Source organism: Micromonospora sp. C28SCA-DRY-2, assembly GCF_030519475.1.
GTDB lineage: Bacteria > Actinomycetota > Actinomycetes > Mycobacteriales > Micromonosporaceae > Micromonospora.
In genome coordinates this window covers 221719-242613 of record NZ_JAUMKD010000004.1, presented here as the reverse complement: position 1 = coordinate 242613, position 20895 = coordinate 221719, and the positions used below count along the sequence as shown (strand labels likewise).

The following is a 20895-nucleotide window of genomic DNA, read 5'->3' as shown; positions in this document are numbered from 1 at the left end:
GGTGAGGCGATCGCATGAGCCGCTCTTCCATGCCGGGTTCCCCGGCCGGGCGTCCGGCCGCCCCGCACGGTAACCGTGCGCGATCGTTCGACTACACCGACGCCTCCGAGTTGGACGAGGCCACCCTGGATCCCGCGCTGGTGCCCGCCCCGGGGCACGGCGGGGTTGGCGTCTTCCAGGCGCCCCGACCGGTGCAGCGCCGGGCCGCCGCCGAGCCCGCCCCGGCACCGTCCACCAGCGACAACGCCGACATCGACTCCCCCTTCCTGGACCTGTTCGGCGGCGCGCACCCGGGAGCGGCCCGTCCGGCTCCGCCCCGCCGCGACCCCGAGCGCGAACAGCCGGCGATCCCGCAGCAGCCGGCCGCCGCGCCGCTGCCCGCCCCGCCCCGGGTCGCCGCGGCGCCACCCGTGCCGGTCGAGGAGGCCCCGGCGACGCACCAGCCACCGGCCCGGCCGGCCCGCCCCCGGGTGCCGCAGCAGCCCGGCGACCGGCTGCCCGTGGTGCGCCCGCCGGCGGAGCCGGCGCCGGCTGATCCGGTCGGCGCGCGGGCCGGTGCGGGCGAACGTCCCGACCCGCCCGACCGCCCGGCCCGCCGGCCGGCGGCGCAGCTGCCCGAGCGGCCCGCCGGCCGGGAGGTCGCTGCGCCCCGGCAGCGCTCCCCCGAGCGGCGCAAGCAGCCGGCAAAGCCGGTCCGGGTCAAGCCGCCGAAGATCAAGTTCGGCGACCGGGACCCGGCCGTGGAGCTGGCCATCACCGAGATCGCCGGCCACCTCACCTTCACCCCGAACACCGTCACCGCCTGGTACTGGCTGCCCGAGGTGCGCTGGGCGTTCCGGCCGGACGCCGAGCGGGAGGCGCTGCTCTCGGCGATCTCCGAGCAGTACGCGGGCCTCGCCGGCTTCCGGCTGCACCTGCGCCGCACCACCCGTCCCTTCCCGGCCGACGAGTGGGCCCGCACCATCGACGCGAACACCCCGGCGCCGCTGCCCGACGTACCGGGCACGCCGGGGTGGGGCGACCACCTGGTGGCCGCGCAGCGGCACCTGCTCTCGGTCAACCACGCCGAGGGCCAGACCTACCTGGGGGTCACCTTCGCCCGGCGGTCGCTCGGCGACTCGCTCACCGAACGGCTGCTGCGCACCTTCGGCCGGGGGGTGGCCGAGGGCGAACGCCGCCGGCTGGGCCGGACGGTCGAGCAGTTCGACGAGGTGCTGGGCGCGTTCGGCATGCGCGGGCGGCGGGTCACCCCGCAGGAGTTGGAGTGGCTGCTCTACCGCTCGGTGGCGCTCTGCATGGCGCCGCCCGGCGCGCTCTCCCCGGTCACCGACGGCCGGTGGGAACGCGGCGACCTGCTCGCCCTCACCGAGCAGGTGGAGCGCTACCGCACGCCGTACGGCTCGACGGTCAAGCTGGTCAACCGGGTCACCGGCGAGGAGCGGCACGTCGCCGTGCTGGCGGTGGGCCGGATGGAACCGCTGGAGATCCCCGAGCGGCACGAGCCCTGGCTGCACTTCCACGAGCGGCTGCCCTGGCCGATGGAGCTCTCCACCCGGGTCGACATCCTCGGTCCCGGCGACTCCTTCCGTAACCTCGAACACCGGCTGCGGATGATCCGCTCCCAGCAGCTCGACTACGCCGAGCATGGCATCGACGCCCCGCCCGAGCTGGAGCGGCTGGCCAAGCGGGCGCTGGTGATCGGCGACGAGATGACCACCGGGCTGCCGGTCGACTCCGCCCGCGCACACGGCTGGCACCGCATCGCGGTCGGCGGCCGCACCCGCGAGGAGTGCCTGGAGCGGGCCCGGCGGCTGGTCCAGCTCTACTCGCGCGAGCTGCGCATCTCGCTCCAGCACCCGAAGAACCAGGACTGGCTGGCCCGCGAGTTCATCCCCGGCGAGCCGATCGCCAACACCGGCTACGTACGGCGGATGCCGGTCAACCTGCTCGCCGCTGCGCTGCCCCAGGCCGCGTCGACCGTCGGCGACCGGCGCGGCGACCTGATCGGCCGGACCGCCGGCACCTGCCGCCGCCCGGTCTTCCTCGACCTGCACTACCCGATGGAGGTCCGCGAGCGCTCCGGGCTCGCCGTCTTCGTGGCCGAGCCGGGCGGTGGCAAGTCCACCCTGCTCGGCGCGCTGGGCTACCTCGCCGCCCGGCGCGGCGTGCAGGTGACCCTGCTCGACCCGTCCGGCCCGCTGGCCCGGCTCTGCGCGATGCCGGAGCTGCGCCCGTACTCGCGGGTGCTCAACCTGACCGGCTCGGAGCACGGCACCCTGGCGCCGTACTCGCTCATCCCGACCCCGCTGCGCAGCGAGTTCGGCCCCGGCGCGGCCGGCGACCGGGAGTTCGAGATCGCCGTCTCCAACGCCCGCGCCGAGCGGCGGATGCTGGTGCAGGACATCTGCATGATGCTGGTGCCGCCGCAGGTGGCCCGGGAGGCGTCGACCGCCACCCTGTTCCGGCACGCCGTACGCCAGGTGCCGGCCGAGGAGACCTCCACCCTGGACGACGTGGTCACCACGCTCAGCCAGTTGGACGACGACGCCGGCAAGGAACTGGCCAACCTGCTGCTGGACACCGCCGAGATGCCGCTGGCCATGCTCTTCTTCGGCAAGCCGCCGGAGGGGCTGCTCGGCGCGGACGCGGCGCTCACCGTGATCACCATGGCCGGCCTCCGGCTGCCCGACCTCAAGATCGAGCGGGAGTACTGGTCGGCCGAGGAGGCGCTCGCCCTGCCGATGCTGCACACCGCGCACCGGCTGGCGGTCCGCCGCTGCTACGGCGGGTCGATGTCGTCCCGCAAGCTGGTCGGCCTGGACGAGGCGCACTTCATGGAGGGCTGGCGCTCCGGACGCTCGTTCCTGGTGCGGCTCGCCCGGGACTCCCGCAAGTGGAACCTCGCCGCCCTGGTCGCCTCGCAGAACCCGCGCGACATCCTCGGCCTCGACGTGCAGAACCTCGTCTCCACCGTATTCGTCGGGCGGATCGCCGAGGACACCGAGATCGCCTCCGAGGCACTGCGCCTGCTCCGGGTACCGGTCAACGACGGCTACGAGGCCACCCTCGCCTCGCTCTCCACCGCGGACGCCACCTCGGCCAGCCGGCTCGGCTTCCGCGAGTTCGTGATGCGCGACGTCGACGGGCGGGTGCAGAAGGTCCGGGTCGACGTCTCGTACGTCGAGGGACTGCTGGACCACCTCGACACCACCCCCGCCGCGATCGCCGCCGCGACCGGCGTACTGCCGACCGTGCCGGACCTGGAGGCGTGACATGGCGAGGGCCCGGGCGCTTCTCCTCGCACTCGGCATCCTCGCCGGGGCCACCATCGGCTGGCCGGCGGTCGGGGCGACACCGGCATCGGCGGCTCCGGCCGTCACCACCCAGGCGGCGGCCGACCTGTGCACCACACCGGAATGGCAGACCGACTTCCGCGCCTGCGTCGCCAAGCTCCAGCAGGTGGCCGAGTCGGAACTGGAGTGCCGGAACCCACCGACCCCCACCGGGCCGGACTCCGGCCTTGCCGGCTGGTTCGCATCCCGGCCCGAATCGGCGAAGCAGTCCGGCCCGAAGGGCCTCTACAGCGAATACGGCTACGCCGGCTACAGCTACACGACGTACCGCGTCGATGGCGGCTGCGCCGCCACGGCTCTGCACCCGGAGTACAAGTTCACCAACACCCTCGCCAACGGTGAGTTCATGATCGCCACGGCGGTCGTCGGGGCTTCCAACGCTTTGCGTGAGCGAGCCTGGGACCCACGTTCCATGTGGGGCTGGGCGGACCCGCTGGTGGAGAAGGCCACGAAGGCCGTCTACCAGAAGGTGTTCAGCGTCTTCGGCATCGTCACCCTCTGTGTGGTCGGGCTCTACCTGCTCTGGCGCTCCCGCCAGTCGGACATGAGCAACGCGATGACCACGGCGGGCTGGGCCTTGCTGGTGATGGTGGCGGTCACCGCCCTGGCCGCCTGGCCGGTCAAGTCTGCGAGCGTCGCCGACGGCACCCTGATCACGACCCTCGGCGTGGTCCACGACGCGGTGGGTCCGGCTTCCAAGGACATTCCGCCCGACCGGTGCGCCCTGCCCAACCCGGATGCCTGTGTCGACAAGCGACCACCGGCCGTGCGGGCCAGCGACACCGCGACCGAGGCGATGCTCTACCGCAACTGGCTGCGTGGCGTCCTCGGCTCGGCTGACAGTGAGACCGCCAAGAAGTACGGTCAAGCGCTCTACGACGCGAAGTCGCTGTCCTGGGATGAAGCGGAGTCGATCCGGTCAAACCCCGCCACTCGGGAAGTGGTCATCAAAGCGAAGCAACAGCAGTGGATGACCGTCGCCGCACAGATTGAGAAGGAGGATCCGGAGGCGTACGAGTACCTCCAGGGTGTGCGGGACATGGACCGGGTCGGCGCCGGCTTCATCGCCGTCCTCGCCTCGCTGCTGTTCGCGATGTTCGACCTGACCGCGTCGCTGCTGGTGCTGCTCGGCTTCCTGATCTTCCGGTGGGCGGTGATCGCGGCGCCGATCCTCGGCACTGTCGGCCTGCTGCGGCCAGCCAGCGCGGGGCTGCGCCGGCTGGCCAACGCGGTGGTGGCCGCGGTCTTCAACATCGCCATCTTCGGCACCGGCGCGGCCATCTACCTCTTCGCTGTCGACCTGATCATGAGCACCACCACCCTGCCCGGTTGGCTCCAGGTGGTGCTGGTCTGGCTCTGCGGTGTGGTCGGCTGGCTGCTGCTCCGCCCGTACCGCCGGATCACCCAGCTCGGTGGCAAGGACAGCAGCGAGGCGGTCAGCTCGGCCGGCTCCTGGCACCGGCGCTTCTTCCGCGACATGCGGACCGCCGCCCGGCTGGACGTGTCGGAGCCCGGTGGCACCGCCGAGCCGACCATGGGCCGGCGCCGCCCCGTCCTGGCCGAGTCGACCCGACTGCGGCCCGAGGCACGGCACGAGGATCCGGCGCACGCTGCCGGTGGCGGCGGTGGCGGTGGCGGTGGTGACCGGCAACGTCCGGACGGCCGGGACCCGGCCGGCGGGGCGGCCGCCCCGGAGGAGCGGGGCGGCGGCCGGCCGGTGGCGCCCCGCCCCCGACGCCGGGCGGCGGCGACCTGGACCGAACCGGACGTGCCGGAGGAGAGCCCGTCCTACGTCATCTACCGTCCGGGGACGACCGACCGCACACCCGATCGGCCCGCGCCGCGGATCCGCTCGGAGGCACGGTGAGTGCGGTGCGGCGGGCGCTGGAGTTCCTGGTCACCCGGGCGCTGCGGTCCCGGCTGGGGATCGCGCTCGTGATCGCCGTGGTGGTGTTCGGCATCATCGGCGCGGCCCGGCTGGTCGCCGGCGCCGGCGACCCGACGACCGGCCTGAGCAACCGGCCGAACCAGCCGATCACCACCGTCGAGCCGCACGAGGGTGACGACGGGGCGATCGCCACCGGTCCGCCGGCCTCCCCGGTGACCCGCCCGGGCGCCCGCACGCCGGAGCAGACGGCCGACCGCTTCGTGACCGCCTGGCTGGGCCGGCCGGGTGTGACCGCCGACCAGTGGCACGAGGGCCTGCGGCCGCTCTCCACCCCGGCGCTGACCGAGAAGCTCGCCGGTGCCGAGCCGGCGAGTGTGCCGGCCGAGCAGGTGACCGGTGCGGTGACGCTCCGGCCGCGCACCGCGACCTTCGTCGAGGCCCTGGTGCCGCTGGACACCGGACGGCTCCGGCTGGAACTGGTGGCCCCCGACGGGGAGTGGCTGGTCGACGCGGTGGACTGGGAGCAGGCATGAGCGACGAGACCCGACCGCCCCGGCGACGGCTCCGGATCGGCACCCTGGCCGCCTTCCTCACCGGGGTCTTGGCGCTGCTCTGCTGCACCGGCGGAACCGCCGCCTTCTTCCTCACCGAACTGGGCGGAGACGCCGGCGAACGGATGACCCTCGCCGGCCAGGAGTGCACCGACGACTTCCAGGTCAACGCGACCGGCAAGATGCCTCGCATGTCGGAGTACGGCGAGAGCCAACTCCGCAACGCGGCGCGGATCATCAAGGTCGGGCAGGAGATGAAGGTGCCGCCGCGCGGCTGGGTGATCGCGGTGGCGACCGCGATGCAGGAGTCCGGCCTGCGGAACCTGGCCAACCGCACGGTCGCGCAGTCGCGGGACCTGCCCAACGAGGGGGTCGGCGCCGACCACGACTCGGTCGGTCTGTTCCAGCAACGGGCGAACTGGGGCACCGTCGCGCAGCGGATGACCCCCGAGTACGCCGCCCGCAAGTTCTACGAGAAGTTGGTCAAGGTGCCCGGTTGGCAGCGGATGCCGCTGACCAGGGCGGCGCAGAAGGTGCAGATCAGCGCGTTCCCCGACGCGTACGCCAAGCACGAGGCGCTGGCCGCCCGGATCGTCGACTCGCTGGCCGGCGGGGCGGCCCGGACGGCGGAGATCGGCGGCCAGCAGGTGTGCGACGCGGCCTCCGGTGCGGAGATCGCCGCCTCCGGGTGGACGGCCCCGATCCCGGGTGGGGTCGGCTCCGGCTTCCGCACCGCCAGCCGGCCCGGCCACAACGGGGTCGACATCGCCGCCCGCAAGGGCACCCCGATCCACGTCGCGGCCAGTGGCCGGGTGCTGGTGTCGCGCTGCGACCCGGACAACGGCGGCCGGCTCAGCTGCGACGTGGACGGCTGGCCGGGCAAGGGCGGCTGCGGCTGGTTCGTCGACGTCCTGCACGCCGGCGGCGTGGTCACCCGGTACTGCCACATGGTGTCCAAGCCCCGGGTGCGGGTCGGCCAGACGGTGCAGGCCGGTGAGGTGATCGGCGAGGTGGGCAGCAGCGGCAACTCCTCCGGCCCACACCTGCACTTCGAGGTGCACACCGACGGCGACCGGAGCAGCCGGAGCGCGATCGACCCGGTGCCGTTCATGCGGTCCCGGGGCGCGCCCCTCAAGCACCAGGGATGAGACGCTCGGTGTCATGAAGGACCCGCTGCCCGACCCGTTCGCGGACCAGCCGGACTGGGCGCCGGCACCGCCGCGGCCGGTCGAGATCGTGCCGGCCACCGGCCGGGTCGAGCTGCGCGGCCGGCGCGTGCTGGTCGGTCTGCCGGGCCTGGGTTGGCGCGCCGACCTGCGCGCCGACGAGCGCGTGGTGCAGGGCAGCCGGACGTACGTCCCGGTCATCCCGGAGCACGAGTGGTACCGCGCGGAGGCCGACCAGGTGGAGGTCTTCGCCCCGCTGATGCCGGTGGAGCGGGTCTGGGTGGAGACCCTGGGCCCCCGGCCGTCGGCCGGGCAGCACGAGGGCGGCATCCGGCTCGTCTCCCTGGATACCCCGACGCACCGCCCGCCAACTCCGGTCGTCGAGGCGGACTCGGTCAGCGGCCGGCGGGTCGTGCACGTGGTCGGTGGCGTGGAGCACCGCGACCTGCGAGCGGTCACCGAGACCTACTCCGGCGCCGACGGCGACATCTGCGTCCGGGTGACCTCGGAGGTGGACTGGTACCGCTGGGCCTGGCGCGGCCAGGCACCGACCACGCTGGAGGTTCCGGTCCACCTACTGTGGATCGAGTGACAGGTCAGCCGGTACGAATACCTTCGCAGACCCGCCAGTGCTGGTCGAGGCGAGTAACGAACCGCCAAGCTTGCCGCTCGCTCTGAGTGACCCCGTCAACTCGTGCTGAGATGATCAGCTCGACCTGCACGTCTGCGCTTTTACCCTGCTCCTGCACCCGCAGGCTGCCCCAGCTGACCGAGATGGGGATGCTGAACCGCTTCTCGCGCGCTACCAGGTCGTCGCGCAAAGCGCGGAGGGCGCTGAGGTTGCTGCTGTTACACGTGAATAGGCCAGCGCGGACATCGTTCCGGTCCACCAGGTAGGCCTGGACGTAGCTGGCCACCACCACGTCCGGTGCGCTCCGGTCCGGGGTGGCCGCCCGGTTGTACAGCACGATTCCCGCCACCACCCCGGCGACGCAGAGCACCGCGAGCACCCCGCCGACCACGGTGAGCACCGTGCGCAGCCGCCGCCGCGGACGTTCCGGCGCCGGGGTGACCGGGGGCGGCGTCAGCTGGTCGGGGGGCGTCCGCTGCGCCGGTACGCGGGAGACCTGGGAACCGGCGGGGGGCTGCACTGATTCCACTCCCTGAGGCTAGCCGCTGGGCGCTCCGGACCCAATGCCCCAGATCCAGCGGATCGTGACGGACCCCTCCCCACCGGTGAGATCCACGACAACACCGGCGCAGCGCCGCCGCGCATCCGCAAGGAGCGGCTCCACCTGGGATACCGTCACTGGCGGGGTTGCCAGCCTCGGGCAGAGGGGGTGGACGGGTGGCCGGTCCGAAGGCACGTACCAACCGCGCCGCCGCCCTGCACCGGCGGGCCGCCGCCACCGCGACCGCCGCCGCGGCCGCCCTCGACGAGACCCGGCCCGCCCCCGCCGACCAGCGCCGCCAGTACGAGCTGGCCGAGCGGCTGCGGAACGCGGCGGCGCTGCTGGCCCCCGGCTGGGCCGGCGCTCCACTGGAGACGCTCACCCCGACCGCGCCGGCCGGCGAGGGCCCGCCGCCGTTCGTCCGGGTCGGCACCGCGGCGCCCCTGGACGACGCCCGTTTCCCCGCGCTGGTGCCGCTGCTCGGCACCGGTCACCTCAGCGTGGACGTCGACGCGCACGAGCCCCGGGTGGCCGGGCTGCTCCGGGCCGTGCTGCTGCGGCTGCTGGCGGCGACCCCGGCCGGCGCGCTGCTGGTCCGCGCGGTGGACGCGGCCGGTGGCACGCTGGCGTCCTTCGCGCCGCTCGCCGACGCCGGTCTGCTGCCACCGCCGGTGTCGGACGTGGCCGGGTTGCGGGCGGTGCTGAACGAGGCGGAGCAGTGGGTGGCCCCGGGCGCGAGCGGTCGCCGCCGGCACGACCGCACGCTGCTGCTGGTGCTCGCCGCGCTGCCGGAGTCGACCGGCGCGACCGACCTGGCCCGGATCGCGGCGCTGGCCGAGCAGGGCCCGTCGGCCGGGCTGCACCTGCTGGTCGCCGGCTGGCCCCGGCCCGGCCGGGACGCGCTGCCGCTGGCCACCCCGCTGGCGATGCGCACCGCGTACGCGCTGCTCGGCGATCCGCCGGGAACCTCATTCGCCGGTCCCGGCGCGGAGCGGCCGGGCGGGCTGAACTCGCCGGTCTTCGTCGAGACGGATCCGCCGGCCGATCTGGTCGACGCGGTCTGCCGGCGGCTGGCCGAGCAGGTGGAGGCGGGGTCACGGCTGGCCCTGGCCGACCTGCTACCCGCCGACGACGCCGAGCTGTGGACGGCCGGGTCGGCCGACGGGCTCGGCACCACGGTGGGCGACGCGGGCGGCCGTCCGGTCTCCCTCGGCTTCACCGAGCTGACCCCGCACTGGCTGGTCAGCGGCCGGTCCGGGACGGGCCGCTCCACCTTCCTCACCACGGCGCTGCTCGGTCTGGCCGCCCGGTACGGCCCGGACGAGCTGACGCTGTACCTGGTGGATCTCGGCGACGGCGAGTCCTTCGTGGAGTTCCTGCAGACCGAGCGGGACCGGTCCTGGATTCCGCAGGTCCGTGCCGCCGCGCTGGCCGCCGACCGGGAGTACGTGCTGGACCTGCTCGACGGGTTGACCGCGGAACTGCACCGCCGCGAGGAGGCGGGGAGCCGCGCCGGCGGCCAGCGCTACGCCGAACTGCGGCAGCACCAGCTGCTGCCCCGGATCGTCTGTGTGCTGGACAATCTCCCGCTGCTCTTCGCCGAGCGGGACCGGTTGGCGGTGGACGCCGCCGCCCGGCTGGAGGCGCTGGCCCGGGGCGGCCGGTCGTACGGCATCCACCTGGTCCTCGCCGGCGAGGGCGACCTGGGGCTGGGCTCGCGTACCGACGGCGGGCACCGCGACTCGATGCTCGGGCAGTTCCCGGTGCGGGTGGCGTTGCCCGGCGGTGGCGCGGTGCTGGAACCGACCAACGACTCGGCGGCGGGGCTGCCGGTCGGCAGCGCCGTGGTGAACACCGCCGGCGGGCTGGGCGGGCCCCGGGGCGCGATCCGCGGGCACGAGCGGATGGTCCGCTTCCCCGACCCGCAGGACGACCCGGAGACCGTGGAGCGGCTGCGCCACCGGCTCTGGTCCGCCCGACCCGAGGGGTCGGGGCCGCCGGTGGTCTTCGCCGGCTACGCCCGCCCCCGGTTGCGCAACGATCCCCGGCACCGGACGGCGCTGGCCGGGCGGGCGCACGGCCCCGCGGCCCTGCTCGGCCGGGCGGTGGAGGTCGCCCGTACCACGGTGGCGGTACCGCTCGGGCCGGCCGCGGGCCGCAACCTGGCGGTTCTCGGGCCGGGGCCGGAGGCCGCCGCGCTGCTGGCCACCGCGGCCCGCAGCACCGCCGCGCACCACCCGCAGGGTGCCGCGCGGTTCGTGCTGGCGGCGGACGACGCGACCCCGGCCATCGACGCGCTCGCCGCCGAGCTGGCCGCCCGGCATCCGGTCGAGCGGGTCGGCCTGCCCGGTCTGCTCGCCGTCGCGGACGCCGGCGAGCCGGCCTACCTGGTGGCCTTCGGGGTGGATGCCGGGCAGCGGCTCCCCGCCGACCGGCTGCGGACGCTGCTGCGGGAGGGGCCGCCGGCGGGCCTGCACGTGCTCGGCTGGTGGCGCGCCGTACCGCCGTTCGCGGCGCTGCTGGAACCCGCGGACGGCGAGGTGGACAAGCTCGCCGCGGTCGCCGTGGTGGACGTGCCGGGCAGCCAACTGGCGCCCGTCTTCGGCCGCCCGGTCGACTGGCGGCCCCGGCCGGGCCGGGCAGTGCTCTGGGACGGGCCGGGCGAGCGGGGCACGGTGCTGATCCCGTTCGCCTCGGAGGGAGTGGGATGAGCGAGCCGAGCGAGCGAAACCCGGGTGGCCGGCCATGAGCGACGGCGGGGCGGGTGGCCGGGCGGCGACCGCCGTTCCGGGGCAGCGCGACGGCGGACGGGTGCCGGCGCAGCCGGCCGGCGGCGACCCGGTGTCGACCGCCTGGACGGAGTACCTGGCGGCGGCCCGGCAACTGGACGGGGTACGGCGGGACGCGGTCACCGCCGCGGGCGAGCAGGCCCGGTCGGTGCAGGCCGCGCGCGAGGAGCTGACCGCGGTACGCACCCGGTTGGCGTCCCAGGAGGCGCGGCTGCGGGAGCTGGGCGTACCGCCGATCTCGCTGGTGCCCACGCCGCCGGAGCTGACCGAGGCGGCCCGGTCGATGGCGGGTGGTCCGGCGGCGGTGCTGGCCGGGCTGCGGGCCGCGCACGACCGGGCGGAGGCCGCGGACCTGGCGCTGGCCGCGCGGGGCCGGGTCAGCCCGGCGGGCTGGCCGGCGCCGCTGCGCAACCTGCTGGTGTACGCGCCGCTGGCGCTGCTGGTGCCGGTGATCCAGGTGGCGGTCTACCTGGCGACCGGGCCCGGCGCGGCGAGCGTCGCGGCGTTGATCTGCGGGCTGCCGATGCCGGCCGTGGCGTTCGCGGCCGGCTGGATCGGCACCGCGCGACTCTTCCCGGCCCGGCCGGGCGGGCGGGCGGACCGGACGACCCGACTGGGCGCGCTGGTCTGCCTGGTGCCGGCGGTGCTGGTCACCGCCGGGCTGCTGCTCGCGATCCTCGCCGGCTGACCGGCTGGCCCGCCGCGCCGGCCGGCGGCCCAGCCGCCAATCGGCGGTCCAGCCGCCGATCGGCGGTCCAGCCGCCGATCGGCGGTCGCGAGGCCACCGGAGAGCACTCGGCCGGCCGCCCGCGGGACGCGGGGTCGGCCGGCCGGGAAGGTTCGGGTCAGCGGGGGATGATCAGGGCCATCGCCTCGGCGCGGGACTTCGCGTCGTTCTGTAGGGTGCCGCGCACCGCCGAGGTGATGGTCTGGGCGCCGGACTTCTGGATGCCGCGCATCGCCATGCACATGTGCTCGCACTCGAGCACCACCACCACGCCGCGCGGTTCCAGCTTGCTCATCAGCAGGTCGGCGATCTGCGAGGTGAGCCGCTCCTGCACCTGGGGCCGGCGGGCGAAGACCTCGACCAGCCGGGCCAGCTTGGACAGGCCGGTGATCCGGCCGTCCGGCCCGGGGATGTAGCCGATGTGCGCGCTGCCCCTGAACGGCAGCAGGTGGTGCTCGCAGAGGCTCATCACGTCGATGTCCCGGACCAGCACCAGCTCCTCGTGGTTGGCCTCGAAGGTGGTGCTGAGCACCTGGGCCGGGTCGACCCGGAGGCCGGCGAAGAGTTCCGCGTACGCGCGGGCGACCCGGGCCGGGGTCTGCTGGAGACCGTCGCGGTCCGGGTCCTCCCCGACCGCGATCAGGATCTCCCGGACCGCCTTCTCGATCCGGCCGAGGTCCATGGTGTCCTCGACCGGCCGGCCGGTGAGCTTGCCACTGATCAGCCGGGCGGCGACGTAGTCGAGGGCGTCGTCGCCGTCGGGTTCGGTTGCGGACGCGGCCAGCCCCCGGTCGTGGGGGCTGGCCGCAGGGTCGGTGCTCAGTGCGTACCGTCCGAGTTGTTCGAGGTGCCGCCGACCGTCGCCTCGGCGCCGTCGGCCTGGGCCTGCACCTTGAGCGCCTCCTTCTCCGCCGGGGTGAGCACCGGCGGCTCGGTGGAGGGCTGGCGCTTGCCGAAGCCGTTGTACGGCGCCATCGGCGGCCGCTTGGCCACCCGGGCGCAGATCCGGGCCATGTCGGCGGTGGAGAGGGTCTCCTTCTCCATCAGCTCCAGGACGATGTTGTCCAGCACGTCCCGGTACTCCACCAGGATCTCCCACGCCTCGTCGTGGGCGAGTTCGATCAGCGCCCGCATCTCGGCGTCGATCTCGGCGGCGACGGCGTCGGAGTAGTCCCGCTCGTGGCCCATGTTGCGGCCGAGGAACGGCTCGTCGCCGCTGGTGCCGTACTTGATCGCACCGAGCTTGGAGCTCATGCCGTACTGGGTGATCATCGCGCGGGCCAGCTGGGTGGCCTTCTCGATGTCGTTGCCGGCGCCGGTGGTCGGCTCGTGGAAGACCAGCTCCTCGGCGGCCCGGCCGCCGAGCGCGTAGGCCAGCGTGTCGACCATCTCCGCGCGGGTCTGGGTGTACTTGTCCTCGGTGGGCAGCACCAGGGTGTGGCCCAGCGAGCGACCGCGGGACAGGATCGTCACCTTGTGCACCGGCGCGGCGTGCGGCAGCGCCCAGGCGACCAGCGCGTGCCCACCCTCGTGGTACGCGGTGATCTTCTTCTCCTGGTCGCTCATCACCCGGGTCCGCCGCTGCGGACCGGCGATCACCCGGTCGATCGACTCCTCCAGGGAGTCGTTGGTGATCGCCCGCTGGTCCTTGCGGGCGGTGAGCAGCGCGGCCTCGTTGATCACGTTGGCCAGGTCGGCGCCGCTGAAGCCCGGGGTCCGCCGCGCCACCGAGTCCAGGTCGACGTCCGGGGTGAACGGCTTGCCCTTGGCGTGCACCCGCAGGATGGCCTTGCGGCCCTCCATGTCGGGGGCGTCCACCGGGATCTGCCGGTCGAACCGGCCCGGGCGCAGCAGCGCCGGGTCGAGGATGTCCGGCCGGTTGGTGGCGGCGATCAGGATGACGCCGCCCTTGGTGTCGAAGCCGTCCATCTCGACGAGGAGCTGGTTGAGGGTCTGCTCGCGCTCGTCGTGGCCGCCGCCCATGCCGGCGCCGCGGTGCCGGCCGACGGCGTCGATCTCGTCGACGAAGACGATCGCCGGGGCGTTCGCCTTGGCCTGCTCGAAGAGGTCGCGGACCCGGCTGGCGCCGACACCGACGAACATCTCCACGAAGTCGGAACCGGAGATCGAGTAGAACGGCACCCCCGCCTCGCCGGCCACGGCGCGGGCCAGCAGCGTCTTACCGGTGCCGGGCGGGCCGAAGAGCAGCACGCCCTTCGGGATCTTCGCGCCGAGTGCCTGGTACTTGGCCGGGTTCTGCAGGAAGTCCTTGATCTCGTGCAGCTCCTCGACGGCCTCCTCGGCGCCCGCCACGTCGGCGAAGGTGGTCTTCGGCGTGTCCTTGGTGATCATCTTGGCCTTGGACTTGCCGAAGTTGAGCACCCGGGAGCCGCCGCCCTGCATCTGCGACATGAAGAACAGCAGCAGGAGCACGAGCAGCGCGATGGGCAGGAGGTTGACCAGCAGGCTGACCCAGATGCTGTCCGACGAGACCTTGGTGTCGGCCGGGCCGGTGATCCGGTTGTTCGCCTTGGCGTCCAGAACCTCGTTCCAGACCTGGTCGCCGACCTCGTACGGGAACTGGGCCTCGATCCGGTCGGTGGTGGTGTCGCCGAACTTGGCCTTCTCGGCCAGTTCGAGCTGGAGCGTCTGCTCCTTGTCCTGGAAGACCGCCTTGTCGATCTTGGCGGTGTGGAGCTGGTCGAGCGCCACCGAGGTGTCCACCCGGTGGTAGCTGGGACCAGCCGTGAAGAGTTGGCTGAGCACAACGGCGCCGAGGATGACCAGGATGATCCAGACCACCGGTCGGCGGAAGAAACGCGTACGTTCCATGCTGTTGTCGAGCGCCGAGACGCCCGCATCCTCCTGATCGACGTCCTGACCGTCTGAATGGTGTCGCCGCCTGGGGCGGCGCCGGGCCGCCGTGCGGGCCGGCCGCGACCCCGAGGCGCTAATCTGCCGCGCCGCGGTCATTCGACGGTACACCGTGCGCGCGAGAAGTGAGCTTGCGAGCCCCGCAGTCGCGCCTCATCGAGATCGACGAAGCGCCCACGGCGCGGCTCGCCAGCCCGTGTCCCACGCCCACCGGGGCCCGGACGATGGCCGGCGTGGCGGGGAGTCCGACCCGGCCACCCCGATCGCCCGGTCACGCGGTCGAGGGGCCGGGAGCGGAGCTGCCTCCGCGCCACCGGCATCCACGGTAGTCGCATCGGCTGGGAGTCCGCTGAACGTCCGCTCGACGCGCGCCGATACGAGCCGCGCTCAGGAGCGGGCGTAGACCTCCGGCTTGAGCACGCCGACGTAGGGCAGCTCGCGGTAGCGCTCGGCGAAGTCGAGGCCGTAGCCGACGACGAACTCGGTCGGGATGTCGAAGCCGACGTACTTCACCGGGACCGGCACCTTGACCGCGTCCGGCTTACGGAACAGGGCGACCACCTCGACGCTGGCCGCGGAGCGCGACTCCAGGTAGCGCAGCAGCCAGGAGAGGGTGAGCCCGGAGTCGACGATGTCCTCTACCACGACCACGTGCCGGCCGGCGATGTCCCGGTCCAGGTCCTTGAGGATGCGGACCACCCCGGAGGAGGTGGTGCCCTGGCCGTAGGAGGAGATGGCCATGAAGTCGAGTTCGGCGGGGGGCCCCTGCCGGCCCAGCGCCCGGGCGAAGTCGGCCATGAACATGACCGCGCCCTTGAGCACGCAGACGAGCAGGAGTCCGTCCTCGACGTGGGCGTAGTCCGCCGAAACCTGCTTGGCCAGTTCCGCGGTCTTCTCGCGGATCTGCGCCTCGGAGATGATCACGTGGTCGATGTCGGCGTCGTACCAGGAGCCGTCAGCCATGACCCCTAGCCTGCCGTACGCCGGACGGCCCCCGTCGGCGGGGCCGCCCCTTTTGGCGCGGTCCCGCCCAGGATTTTTCCCGCAAAGTTGACCAATCACCTCAGCAGGTACCGGACCGCCAGCGGCGGCCCCCGTCGGTGGGCTTCCAGTCGGCCGAGTCCCGGGTGTCGGCGGTCAGGCCGGCCGCCGAGGCCACGGCGAGGAGGACGAGGAAGAGGAGGAAGAACAGGAACTCCATGGCGGCGCTCGCTTTCACACGGTTGCTGTCGGTTTCGCCGCCGGTGCGCACCGGACTGCACCCAGTCTCCGCCCGTCCGTCCGGGCCGGACAGTGGCAGGAATGCCACCCAGGCTCGATTTCCTGCCACCTCCGGGGTTACCCTCGTCACATGCTGCGTACCGTCGCCGTCCTCGCCCTCGACGGGGTCGCCGCGTTCGAGTTGGGCGTCCTGGCCGAGGTCTTCGGCACCGACCGCACCGCCGACGGCTTCCCCGATTACCGCTTCCAGGTGTGCAGCCCGGACGGCGCGACGATCTCCACCGCCTCCGGGTTCCAGCTGGTGCCGCACGCCGACCTGGGCCCGGTCGACGAGGCCGACCTGGTCGCCGTACCCGCCCACCGGCACGGCACGAACGTGCCGCCGGCGGTGCTCGACGCGCTGCGCCGGGCCGCCGACCGGGGCGCCTACCTGCTCAGCGTCTGCTCGGGGGCGTTCCTGCTCGGCGAGGCCGGCCTGCTCGACGGCCGCGACTGCACCACCCACTGGAAGTACGTCGACGAGCTGCAGCGCCGCCACCCGGCCGCCCGGGTCCACTGCAACTCGCTCTACGTGCAGGACGGCCCGCTGCTCACCAGCGCCGGCACCGCGGCCGGCATCGACGCCTGCCTGCACCTGGTACGCCAGGAGCACGGCTCCGCCATGGCCACCCGGCTGGCCCGCCGGATGGTCGTCCCGCCGCACCGCGACGGCGGCCAGTCGCAGTACGTCGAGGCCCCGATCCCCAAGGCGCCCGAGGCACCCACCCTGGAGCCGGTGCTGGAGTGGCTGATGGGGCACCTGGACCGGCCGGTGACGGTCGACGAGATCGCCGCCCGGGCCGGCATGGCCCCGCGTACCTTCGCCCGCCGGTTCCGCGCCGAGACCGGCACCACCCCGCACGACTGGCTGACCAACCAGCGGGTGCTGCTGGCCCGTCGCCTGCTGGAGGAGACCCGGCTGAGCGTGGAGGACGTAGCCGACCGGTCCGGGTTCGGCGACTCCGCCACCCTCCGGCACCACTTCGCCCGCCGGGTGGGCGCCACCCCGCACAGCTACCGGACCACCTTCCGGGATCGCGCCCACGCCGGCTGAGCGCGGTCAGAAGCCGCCCATCCCGCCGTCGACCCGGGACTCCGACCCGGCCACGTAGCCGCCGTCGGTGGTCCGCCAGATCGCCTGCCCGTACCCGAAGACGGCCGGCTCCGCCGCGACGGTGATCTCGTGGCCGCGGGCCCGCAGCTCGTCCACCACCGCCCGCCCCTGCGCCGTGCCGACCAGCTCCGGCTCGACCAGCAGCGACCGGCCGGCGTGCCAGTACCAGCGCGGCGCGTCCAGCGCCGCCTGCGGGTCGAGCCCGGCGTCGAGGGTGGCCGAGACGAGCTGGACGTGCCCCTGCGGCTGCATGTGCCCGCCCATCACGCCGAACGGCCCGACCGGCTCGCCGTCGCGGGTCAGGAAGCCCGGGATGATCGTGTGGTACGGCCGCTTGCCCGGGCCCACCACGTTCGGGTGCGCCGGGTCCAGGCGGAAGCCGAGGCCCCGGTTCTGCAACGCGAAGCCGTGCCCGGGCAGCACCACGTGCGAGCCGAACGCCAGGTAGGTCGACTGGATGAGGCTCACCATCATCCCGTTGGCGTCGGCCGTGCAGAGGTAGACGGTGCCGCCGCGCTCCGGTTCGCCGGCCACCGGGTCGCCGGCGCGGTCGGTGATCAGGGCTCGGCGGGCGGCCAGGTAGCCGGGCGAGAGCAGCGCCTCGGTCGGTACCGGCACCCGGTCCGGGTCGGCGACGTGCGCGTGCGCGTCGGCGAAACCGAGCTTCACCGCCTCGATCTGCCGGTGCACGCGTTCCGCCAGCGGCACGCCGGCCAGGTCCAGCCCGTCCAGCAGGCCGAGCGCGAGCAGCGCGGCCAGGCCCTGCCCGTTCGGCGGCAACTCCCACACCTGGTGACCCCGGTAGCGCACCGGCACCGGGTCCACCCAGCTGGAGGTGTGCCCGGCCAGGTCGTCGCCGGTGAGCAGGCCACCGGTCCGGGCGGCGTGCCGGGCCAGCGCGTCGGCTGTCGCGCCCCGGTAGAAGTCCTCGGCTCCGGTCTCGGCGATCCGGCGCAGGGTCCGCGCCGCGTCCGGGTTGCGCCACCGCTCCCCCGGCCGCGGCGCCCGGCCACCGGGCGCGAACACCCGGTCGAACTCGGCGTACTCGGGCCCGGTCAGCTCGGCGTGCGCGGCCACCCCGCGGGCCCAGGCCGCGGCCACCCCGGCGGAGACCGGGTGGCCGTGCTCGGCGTACCCGACGGCGTCGGTGAAGAGGTCGGCGAAGGGCAGCCGGCCGAACCGGTCGTGCAGGTCCCGCCAGCCGGCCGGCACGCCGGGGACGGTCACCGGCAGCCAGCCCCGGGCGGGCAGGGCCGGTCCGGCCTGCTGGGCGCCGCCGAGCGCGGCCACCGGCGCCGCGCCCCGGCCGCCGGTCGCGGCCCGCACCGCCGCCAGGGTCAGCGCCGCGGGCGACCGGCCGGAGGCGTTCAGCCCGTGCAGCCGCTCCCCGTCCCAGACCAGGGCGAACAGGTCACCGCCGATGTCGTTGGACGGGGGCTGCACCACGGTCAGGGTGATCGCGGTGGCCAGCGCCGCGTCGACCGCGGTGCCCCCGCGCCGCAGCACGGCCAGGCCGGCCGCCGCGGCCAGCGGGTGGCTGGTCGCCACCGCGCCGTGCGGGGCGTAGAGGGGATATCGGGGGTACGCCATGCGCCATGTCTACCGCCTCCCGGCGCGGCCCGCGCACCCGGTGATCGTCGATGCGGGGGCGTCCCGCGCCCGCGGTGGTCGTCGATGCGGCAGTGCCCGCGCCCCCGCTGATCGTCGATCCGACGCCGCCGCCGGTGGCCGTGGGGTCGGCGGGCCGGCGCCCTCGGTCGCCGCCGGTCCGGCGGACCCGGGCCCCGGACCGCACACCGAGCCGGCGCGGCGCTCGCCTCGCGGCGGTCACCGTGGCACAGCCGTCCTCAGGCTCCGCCGATCCGGGCCAGCCGGCCGTCGCGGCGGATCACCCGCAGGCCGCCGGGCAGGTGCGCGGCGCCCTGCCCGCGCCAGCCGGTGACCAGCGTGTCGAGGGCGGTCACGTGCCGGTGCGACAGCGCGGCCGGCGGGGCGCCCAGTTCGCGGGCCCAGGCGTGCAGCACGCGGCCGCGCACCGCGGGCGCCAGGTCGGCCAGCGCCGCGACCGACAGCCCGCCGTCGGGGTGGCGGACCGCGTCGAGCGCGGTGGCGGCCAGGTCGTCGAGCGCGGCATTGTCCGCCGCCACCAGCCGGGCGGTCCGGGCCAGGTTCTCCAGCACCCCCGGCCCGAGCGCCCGCACCAGCGCCGGCAGCACGTCGGCGCGGACCCGGGCCCGGGCGTACGAGGGGTCGGCGTTGTGCGGGTCCTCCCACGGGGTCAACCCGAGCACCGCGCACGCCTTGCGGGTCTGCTCCCGGCTGACCTCCAGCAGCGGGCGCAGCAGCGGCACCCCGGCCAGGTCCCGGCGGGCCGGCATCCCGGCCAGCCCGCGCGGCCCGGCGCCCCGGGCGAGCGCGAGCAGCACCGTCTCGGCCTGGTCGTCCCGGGTGTGCCCGGTCAGCACCGCCGCCGCCCGGTGCCGCCGGGCCACCTCGGCCAACGCCTGGTAGCGGGCCTCCCGGGCGGCCGCCTCCGGCCCGCCGGGACGGCCGGCCACCTCGACCCGGACCGCCTCCACCGGGGCGAATCCGACGTCCCGCGCCCAGGCCGCCACTCCCGCGGCCCGCTGCGCGGAGCCGTCCTGCAGGCCGTGGTCGACGGTCACCAGACCGGCCGGCCGGCCCAGCCGGGGCGCCACGAAGACGGTGGCCGCGGCCAGCGCGAGCGAGTCGGCACCGCCGGAGCAGGCGACCAGCACCGGCCCGGGCGGCAGGCCGACCAGCGCGCGACGCACCGCGACCCGGAGCGCGGCGACCGGCGGGGCGAGCGCGGCCACGGCCCGACGGTCAGCCGACGACCGGCACCGGGCCCACCGGCCCGTGCACCCGGGCCACCCAGGCGTCCGGGTCGCCGAGCTCCTCCAGCCGGGGCAGGGTGAGCGGCGAGTCGAAGACCTTGTTGAAGCCGGCCATCCCGACCCGCTCCACCACGCCGTGCACGAACTTGCGACCCTCGGCGTACTGGCGCATCTTGACGTCGACGCCGAGCAGCCGGCGGATCGCCTTCTCCAGCGGGTTGCCGGACTCGCGGCGCCGGTTGAACGCCGCCCGGATCCGCTCGACGCTCGGGATCACCTGCGGCCCCACCCCGTCCATCACGAACTCGGCGTGCCCTTCGAGCAGGGTCATCAGCGCGGTGAGCCGGTCCAGCACGGCCCGCTGGGCGGGCGTCTGGACGAGGTCCAGCACGCTGGTGCGGCTCTCCGGGTCGCGGATCGCCTCCGAGAGCGTGGCCACGCCCCGGCGCAGCCGCTCCAGCAGGTGCTCGCCGCCGCCGGACGAGGCGTCGACGAACGCCTGCACCTCGCCCAGGAAGTAGCCGCGCATCCACGGCACGGCGGTGAACTGGGTGCGGTGGGTCACCTCGTGCAGGCAGACCCAGAGCCGGAAGTCGCGCGGGTCGGCGCCGAGTTTGCGCTCCACCTCGACGATGTTCGGCGCGACCAGCAGCAGCTGCCCCGGGTCGGCGGAGAAGACCTCGTACTGGCCGAGCACCCGGCCGGAGAGGTAGGCCAGCACGGTGCCGGCCTGCACGCCGGTCAGCCGGGAGCCGATGGCCTCGGTCAGCGGGCCGGGTTGCTTGTCGCCGGAGAGCCGGCTGACCAGGGGGCTGATCACCTCGCGCAGCCCGGCGATGTTGGTCGCCGCCCAGTCCCGCCGGTCGACCACCCGCACCGGCGGGTGGGACACCTGTGGGCGCAGGCCGGTGTAGTCGGCGACGTGCCCGGCCGCCTCCTCGGTGAGCCGCCGCAGGTCGGCGACCACGTCGGTGGCCTCCGCGTACGACACCCGAGGGCCCGACTTGCCCAGGGCCCCCGCGGTCGCGGCGGCCAGATCCCAGTCCACGAACTGCGCCATGCACCCACCGTACCCGCGCCGGAACACCCCGGCCCGGGCTCGCGACGGCGATCGACGCCGGTCGCGCCGACGGGGCGCCCGCC

Annotated in this window: 16 protein-coding genes; 8 read left to right on the top strand and 8 right to left on the bottom strand. The window is 74.7% G+C overall.

The features are described 5' to 3' along the window. Positions 1–14 precede the first annotated feature (14 nt). The 5 genes from Q3W71_RS18675 to Q3W71_RS18655 are packed head-to-tail and all read left to right on the top strand — an operon-like array spanning position 15 to position 7550. Positions 15–3272, top strand: coding sequence for an ATP-binding protein (locus tag Q3W71_RS18675; protein ID WP_302920628.1), 3258 nt, complete (start codon positions 15–17; stop codon positions 3270–3272). Between the two features lies 1 nt (position 3273). Next, complete coding sequence (locus Q3W71_RS18670; protein WP_302920627.1) at positions 3274–5220, top strand: MFS transporter; 1947 nt, start codon at positions 3274–3276, stop codon at positions 5218–5220. Beyond that, positions 5217–5774, top strand: coding sequence for a hypothetical protein (locus tag Q3W71_RS18665; RefSeq protein WP_302920626.1), 558 nt, complete (start codon positions 5217–5219; stop codon positions 5772–5774). The genes Q3W71_RS18670 and Q3W71_RS18665 overlap by 4 nt, the downstream gene beginning before the upstream one ends. After that, positions 5771–6940 (top strand): M23 family metallopeptidase, encoded by a 1170-nt coding sequence (locus Q3W71_RS18660; RefSeq protein WP_302920625.1) that lies wholly within the window; start codon positions 5771–5773, stop codon positions 6938–6940. Before Q3W71_RS18665 ends, Q3W71_RS18660 begins: the two co-directional genes overlap by 4 nt. Before the next feature lie 13 nt (positions 6941–6953). Next, on the top strand, positions 6954–7550 hold the full coding sequence (locus tag Q3W71_RS18655) for a hypothetical protein (RefSeq protein ID WP_302920624.1): 597 nt from the start codon (positions 6954–6956) through the stop codon (positions 7548–7550). A gap of 4 nt (positions 7551–7554) precedes the next feature. Here the strand turns inward: Q3W71_RS18655 and Q3W71_RS18650 are convergent, their stop codons facing one another. Then, positions 7555–8109 carry a hypothetical protein gene (locus Q3W71_RS18650; protein WP_302921011.1) on the bottom strand — a complete coding sequence of 185 codons (555 nt, stop codon included), beginning with the start codon at positions 8107–8109 and terminating at the stop codon, positions 7555–7557. Between the two features lie 197 nt (positions 8110–8306). Here Q3W71_RS18650 and Q3W71_RS18645 point away from each other — a divergent pair, with 197 nt between their 5' ends. Both Q3W71_RS18645 and Q3W71_RS18640 read left to right on the top strand, forming a co-directional pair. Beyond that, positions 8307–10841, top strand: coding sequence for an FtsK/SpoIIIE domain-containing protein (locus tag Q3W71_RS18645; RefSeq protein ID WP_302920623.1), 2535 nt, complete (start codon positions 8307–8309; stop codon positions 10839–10841). A gap of 34 nt (positions 10842–10875) precedes the next feature. Then, a complete protein-coding gene (locus Q3W71_RS18640) occupies positions 10876–11607 on the top strand; it encodes a hypothetical protein (RefSeq protein WP_302920622.1) in 732 nt (243 codons plus the stop codon). 157 nt (positions 11608–11764) lie between these two features. On the opposite strand, the gene folE is transcribed toward Q3W71_RS18640, so the two are convergent. The 4 genes from folE to Q3W71_RS18620 all read right to left on the bottom strand — a co-directional run bounded on the left by folE (position 11765) and on the right by Q3W71_RS18620 (position 15721). Then, positions 11765–12430 (bottom strand): GTP cyclohydrolase I FolE, encoded by a 666-nt coding sequence (gene folE, locus Q3W71_RS18635; RefSeq protein ID WP_302921010.1) that lies wholly within the window; start codon positions 12428–12430, stop codon positions 11765–11767. Positions 12431–12465: 35 nt separating this feature from the next. Further along, the gene (gene ftsH, locus Q3W71_RS18630) at positions 12466–14478 is read right to left on the bottom strand and encodes an ATP-dependent zinc metalloprotease FtsH (RefSeq protein WP_302920621.1); all 2013 of its coding nucleotides are present in this window, start codon (positions 14476–14478) and stop codon (positions 12466–12468) included. A 429-nt stretch (positions 14479–14907) separates the two neighbouring features. Further along, entirely contained in the window at positions 14908–15483 is a 576-nt protein-coding gene (gene hpt / locus Q3W71_RS18625; RefSeq protein ID WP_088996427.1) for a hypoxanthine phosphoribosyltransferase, read from the bottom strand. Positions 15484–15583: 100 nt separating this feature from the next. Continuing rightward, entirely contained in the window at positions 15584–15721 is a 138-nt protein-coding gene (locus Q3W71_RS18620; RefSeq protein WP_302920620.1) for a hypothetical protein, read from the bottom strand. 150 nt (positions 15722–15871) lie between these two features. Here Q3W71_RS18620 and Q3W71_RS18615 point away from each other — a divergent pair, with 150 nt between their 5' ends. After that, the gene (locus Q3W71_RS18615; protein ID WP_302920619.1) at positions 15872–16834 is read left to right on the top strand and encodes a GlxA family transcriptional regulator; all 963 of its coding nucleotides are present in this window, start codon (positions 15872–15874) and stop codon (positions 16832–16834) included. A 6-nt stretch (positions 16835–16840) separates the two neighbouring features. Here the strand turns inward: Q3W71_RS18615 and Q3W71_RS18610 are convergent, their stop codons facing one another. From Q3W71_RS18610 to Q3W71_RS18600, 3 genes are all read right to left on the bottom strand, one after another. Continuing rightward, a complete protein-coding gene (locus tag Q3W71_RS18610; RefSeq protein ID WP_302920618.1) occupies positions 16841–18484 on the bottom strand; it encodes a gamma-glutamyltransferase family protein in 1644 nt (547 codons plus the stop codon). 257 nt (positions 18485–18741) lie between these two features. Continuing rightward, entirely contained in the window at positions 18742–19731 is a 990-nt protein-coding gene (tilS, locus tag Q3W71_RS18605) for a tRNA lysidine(34) synthetase TilS (RefSeq protein ID WP_302920617.1), read from the bottom strand. Between the two features lie 10 nt (positions 19732–19741). Beyond that, positions 19742–20812, bottom strand: a complete 1071-nt coding sequence (locus Q3W71_RS18600) for a zinc-dependent metalloprotease (RefSeq protein WP_302920616.1) — start codon at positions 20810–20812, stop codon at positions 19742–19744. Positions 20813–20895 lie beyond the last annotated feature (83 nt).

Coding starts and splice junctions, on each gene's coding strand:
- Q3W71_RS18615 (WP_302920619.1), top strand. CDS start 15,872: ATGCTGCGTACCGTCGCCGTCCTCGCCCTCGACGGGGTCGCCGCGTTC.
- Q3W71_RS18640 (WP_302920622.1), top strand. CDS start 10,876: ATGAGCGACGGCGGGGCGGGTGGCCGGGCGGCGACCGCCGTTCCGGGG.
- Q3W71_RS18675 (WP_302920628.1), top strand. CDS start 15: ATGAGCCGCTCTTCCATGCCGGGTTCCCCGGCCGGGCGTCCGGCCGCC.
- Q3W71_RS18620 (WP_302920620.1), bottom strand. CDS start 15,721: ATGGAGTTCCTGTTCTTCCTCCTCTTCCTCGTCCTCCTCGCCGTGGCC.
- Q3W71_RS18610 (WP_302920618.1), bottom strand. CDS start 18,484: ATGGCGTACCCCCGATATCCCCTCTACGCCCCGCACGGCGCGGTGGCG.
- Q3W71_RS18600 (WP_302920616.1), bottom strand. CDS start 20,812: ATGGCGCAGTTCGTGGACTGGGATCTGGCCGCCGCGACCGCGGGGGCC.
- ftsH (WP_302920621.1), bottom strand. CDS start 14,478: ATGGAACGTACGCGTTTCTTCCGCCGACCGGTGGTCTGGATCATCCTG.
- Q3W71_RS18670 (WP_302920627.1), top strand. CDS start 3,274: ATGGCGAGGGCCCGGGCGCTTCTCCTCGCACTCGGCATCCTCGCCGGG.
- Q3W71_RS18660 (WP_302920625.1), top strand. CDS start 5,771: ATGAGCGACGAGACCCGACCGCCCCGGCGACGGCTCCGGATCGGCACC.
- hpt (WP_088996427.1), bottom strand. CDS start 15,483: ATGGCTGACGGCTCCTGGTACGACGCCGACATCGACCACGTGATCATC.
- Q3W71_RS18655 (WP_302920624.1), top strand. CDS start 6,954: ATGAAGGACCCGCTGCCCGACCCGTTCGCGGACCAGCCGGACTGGGCG.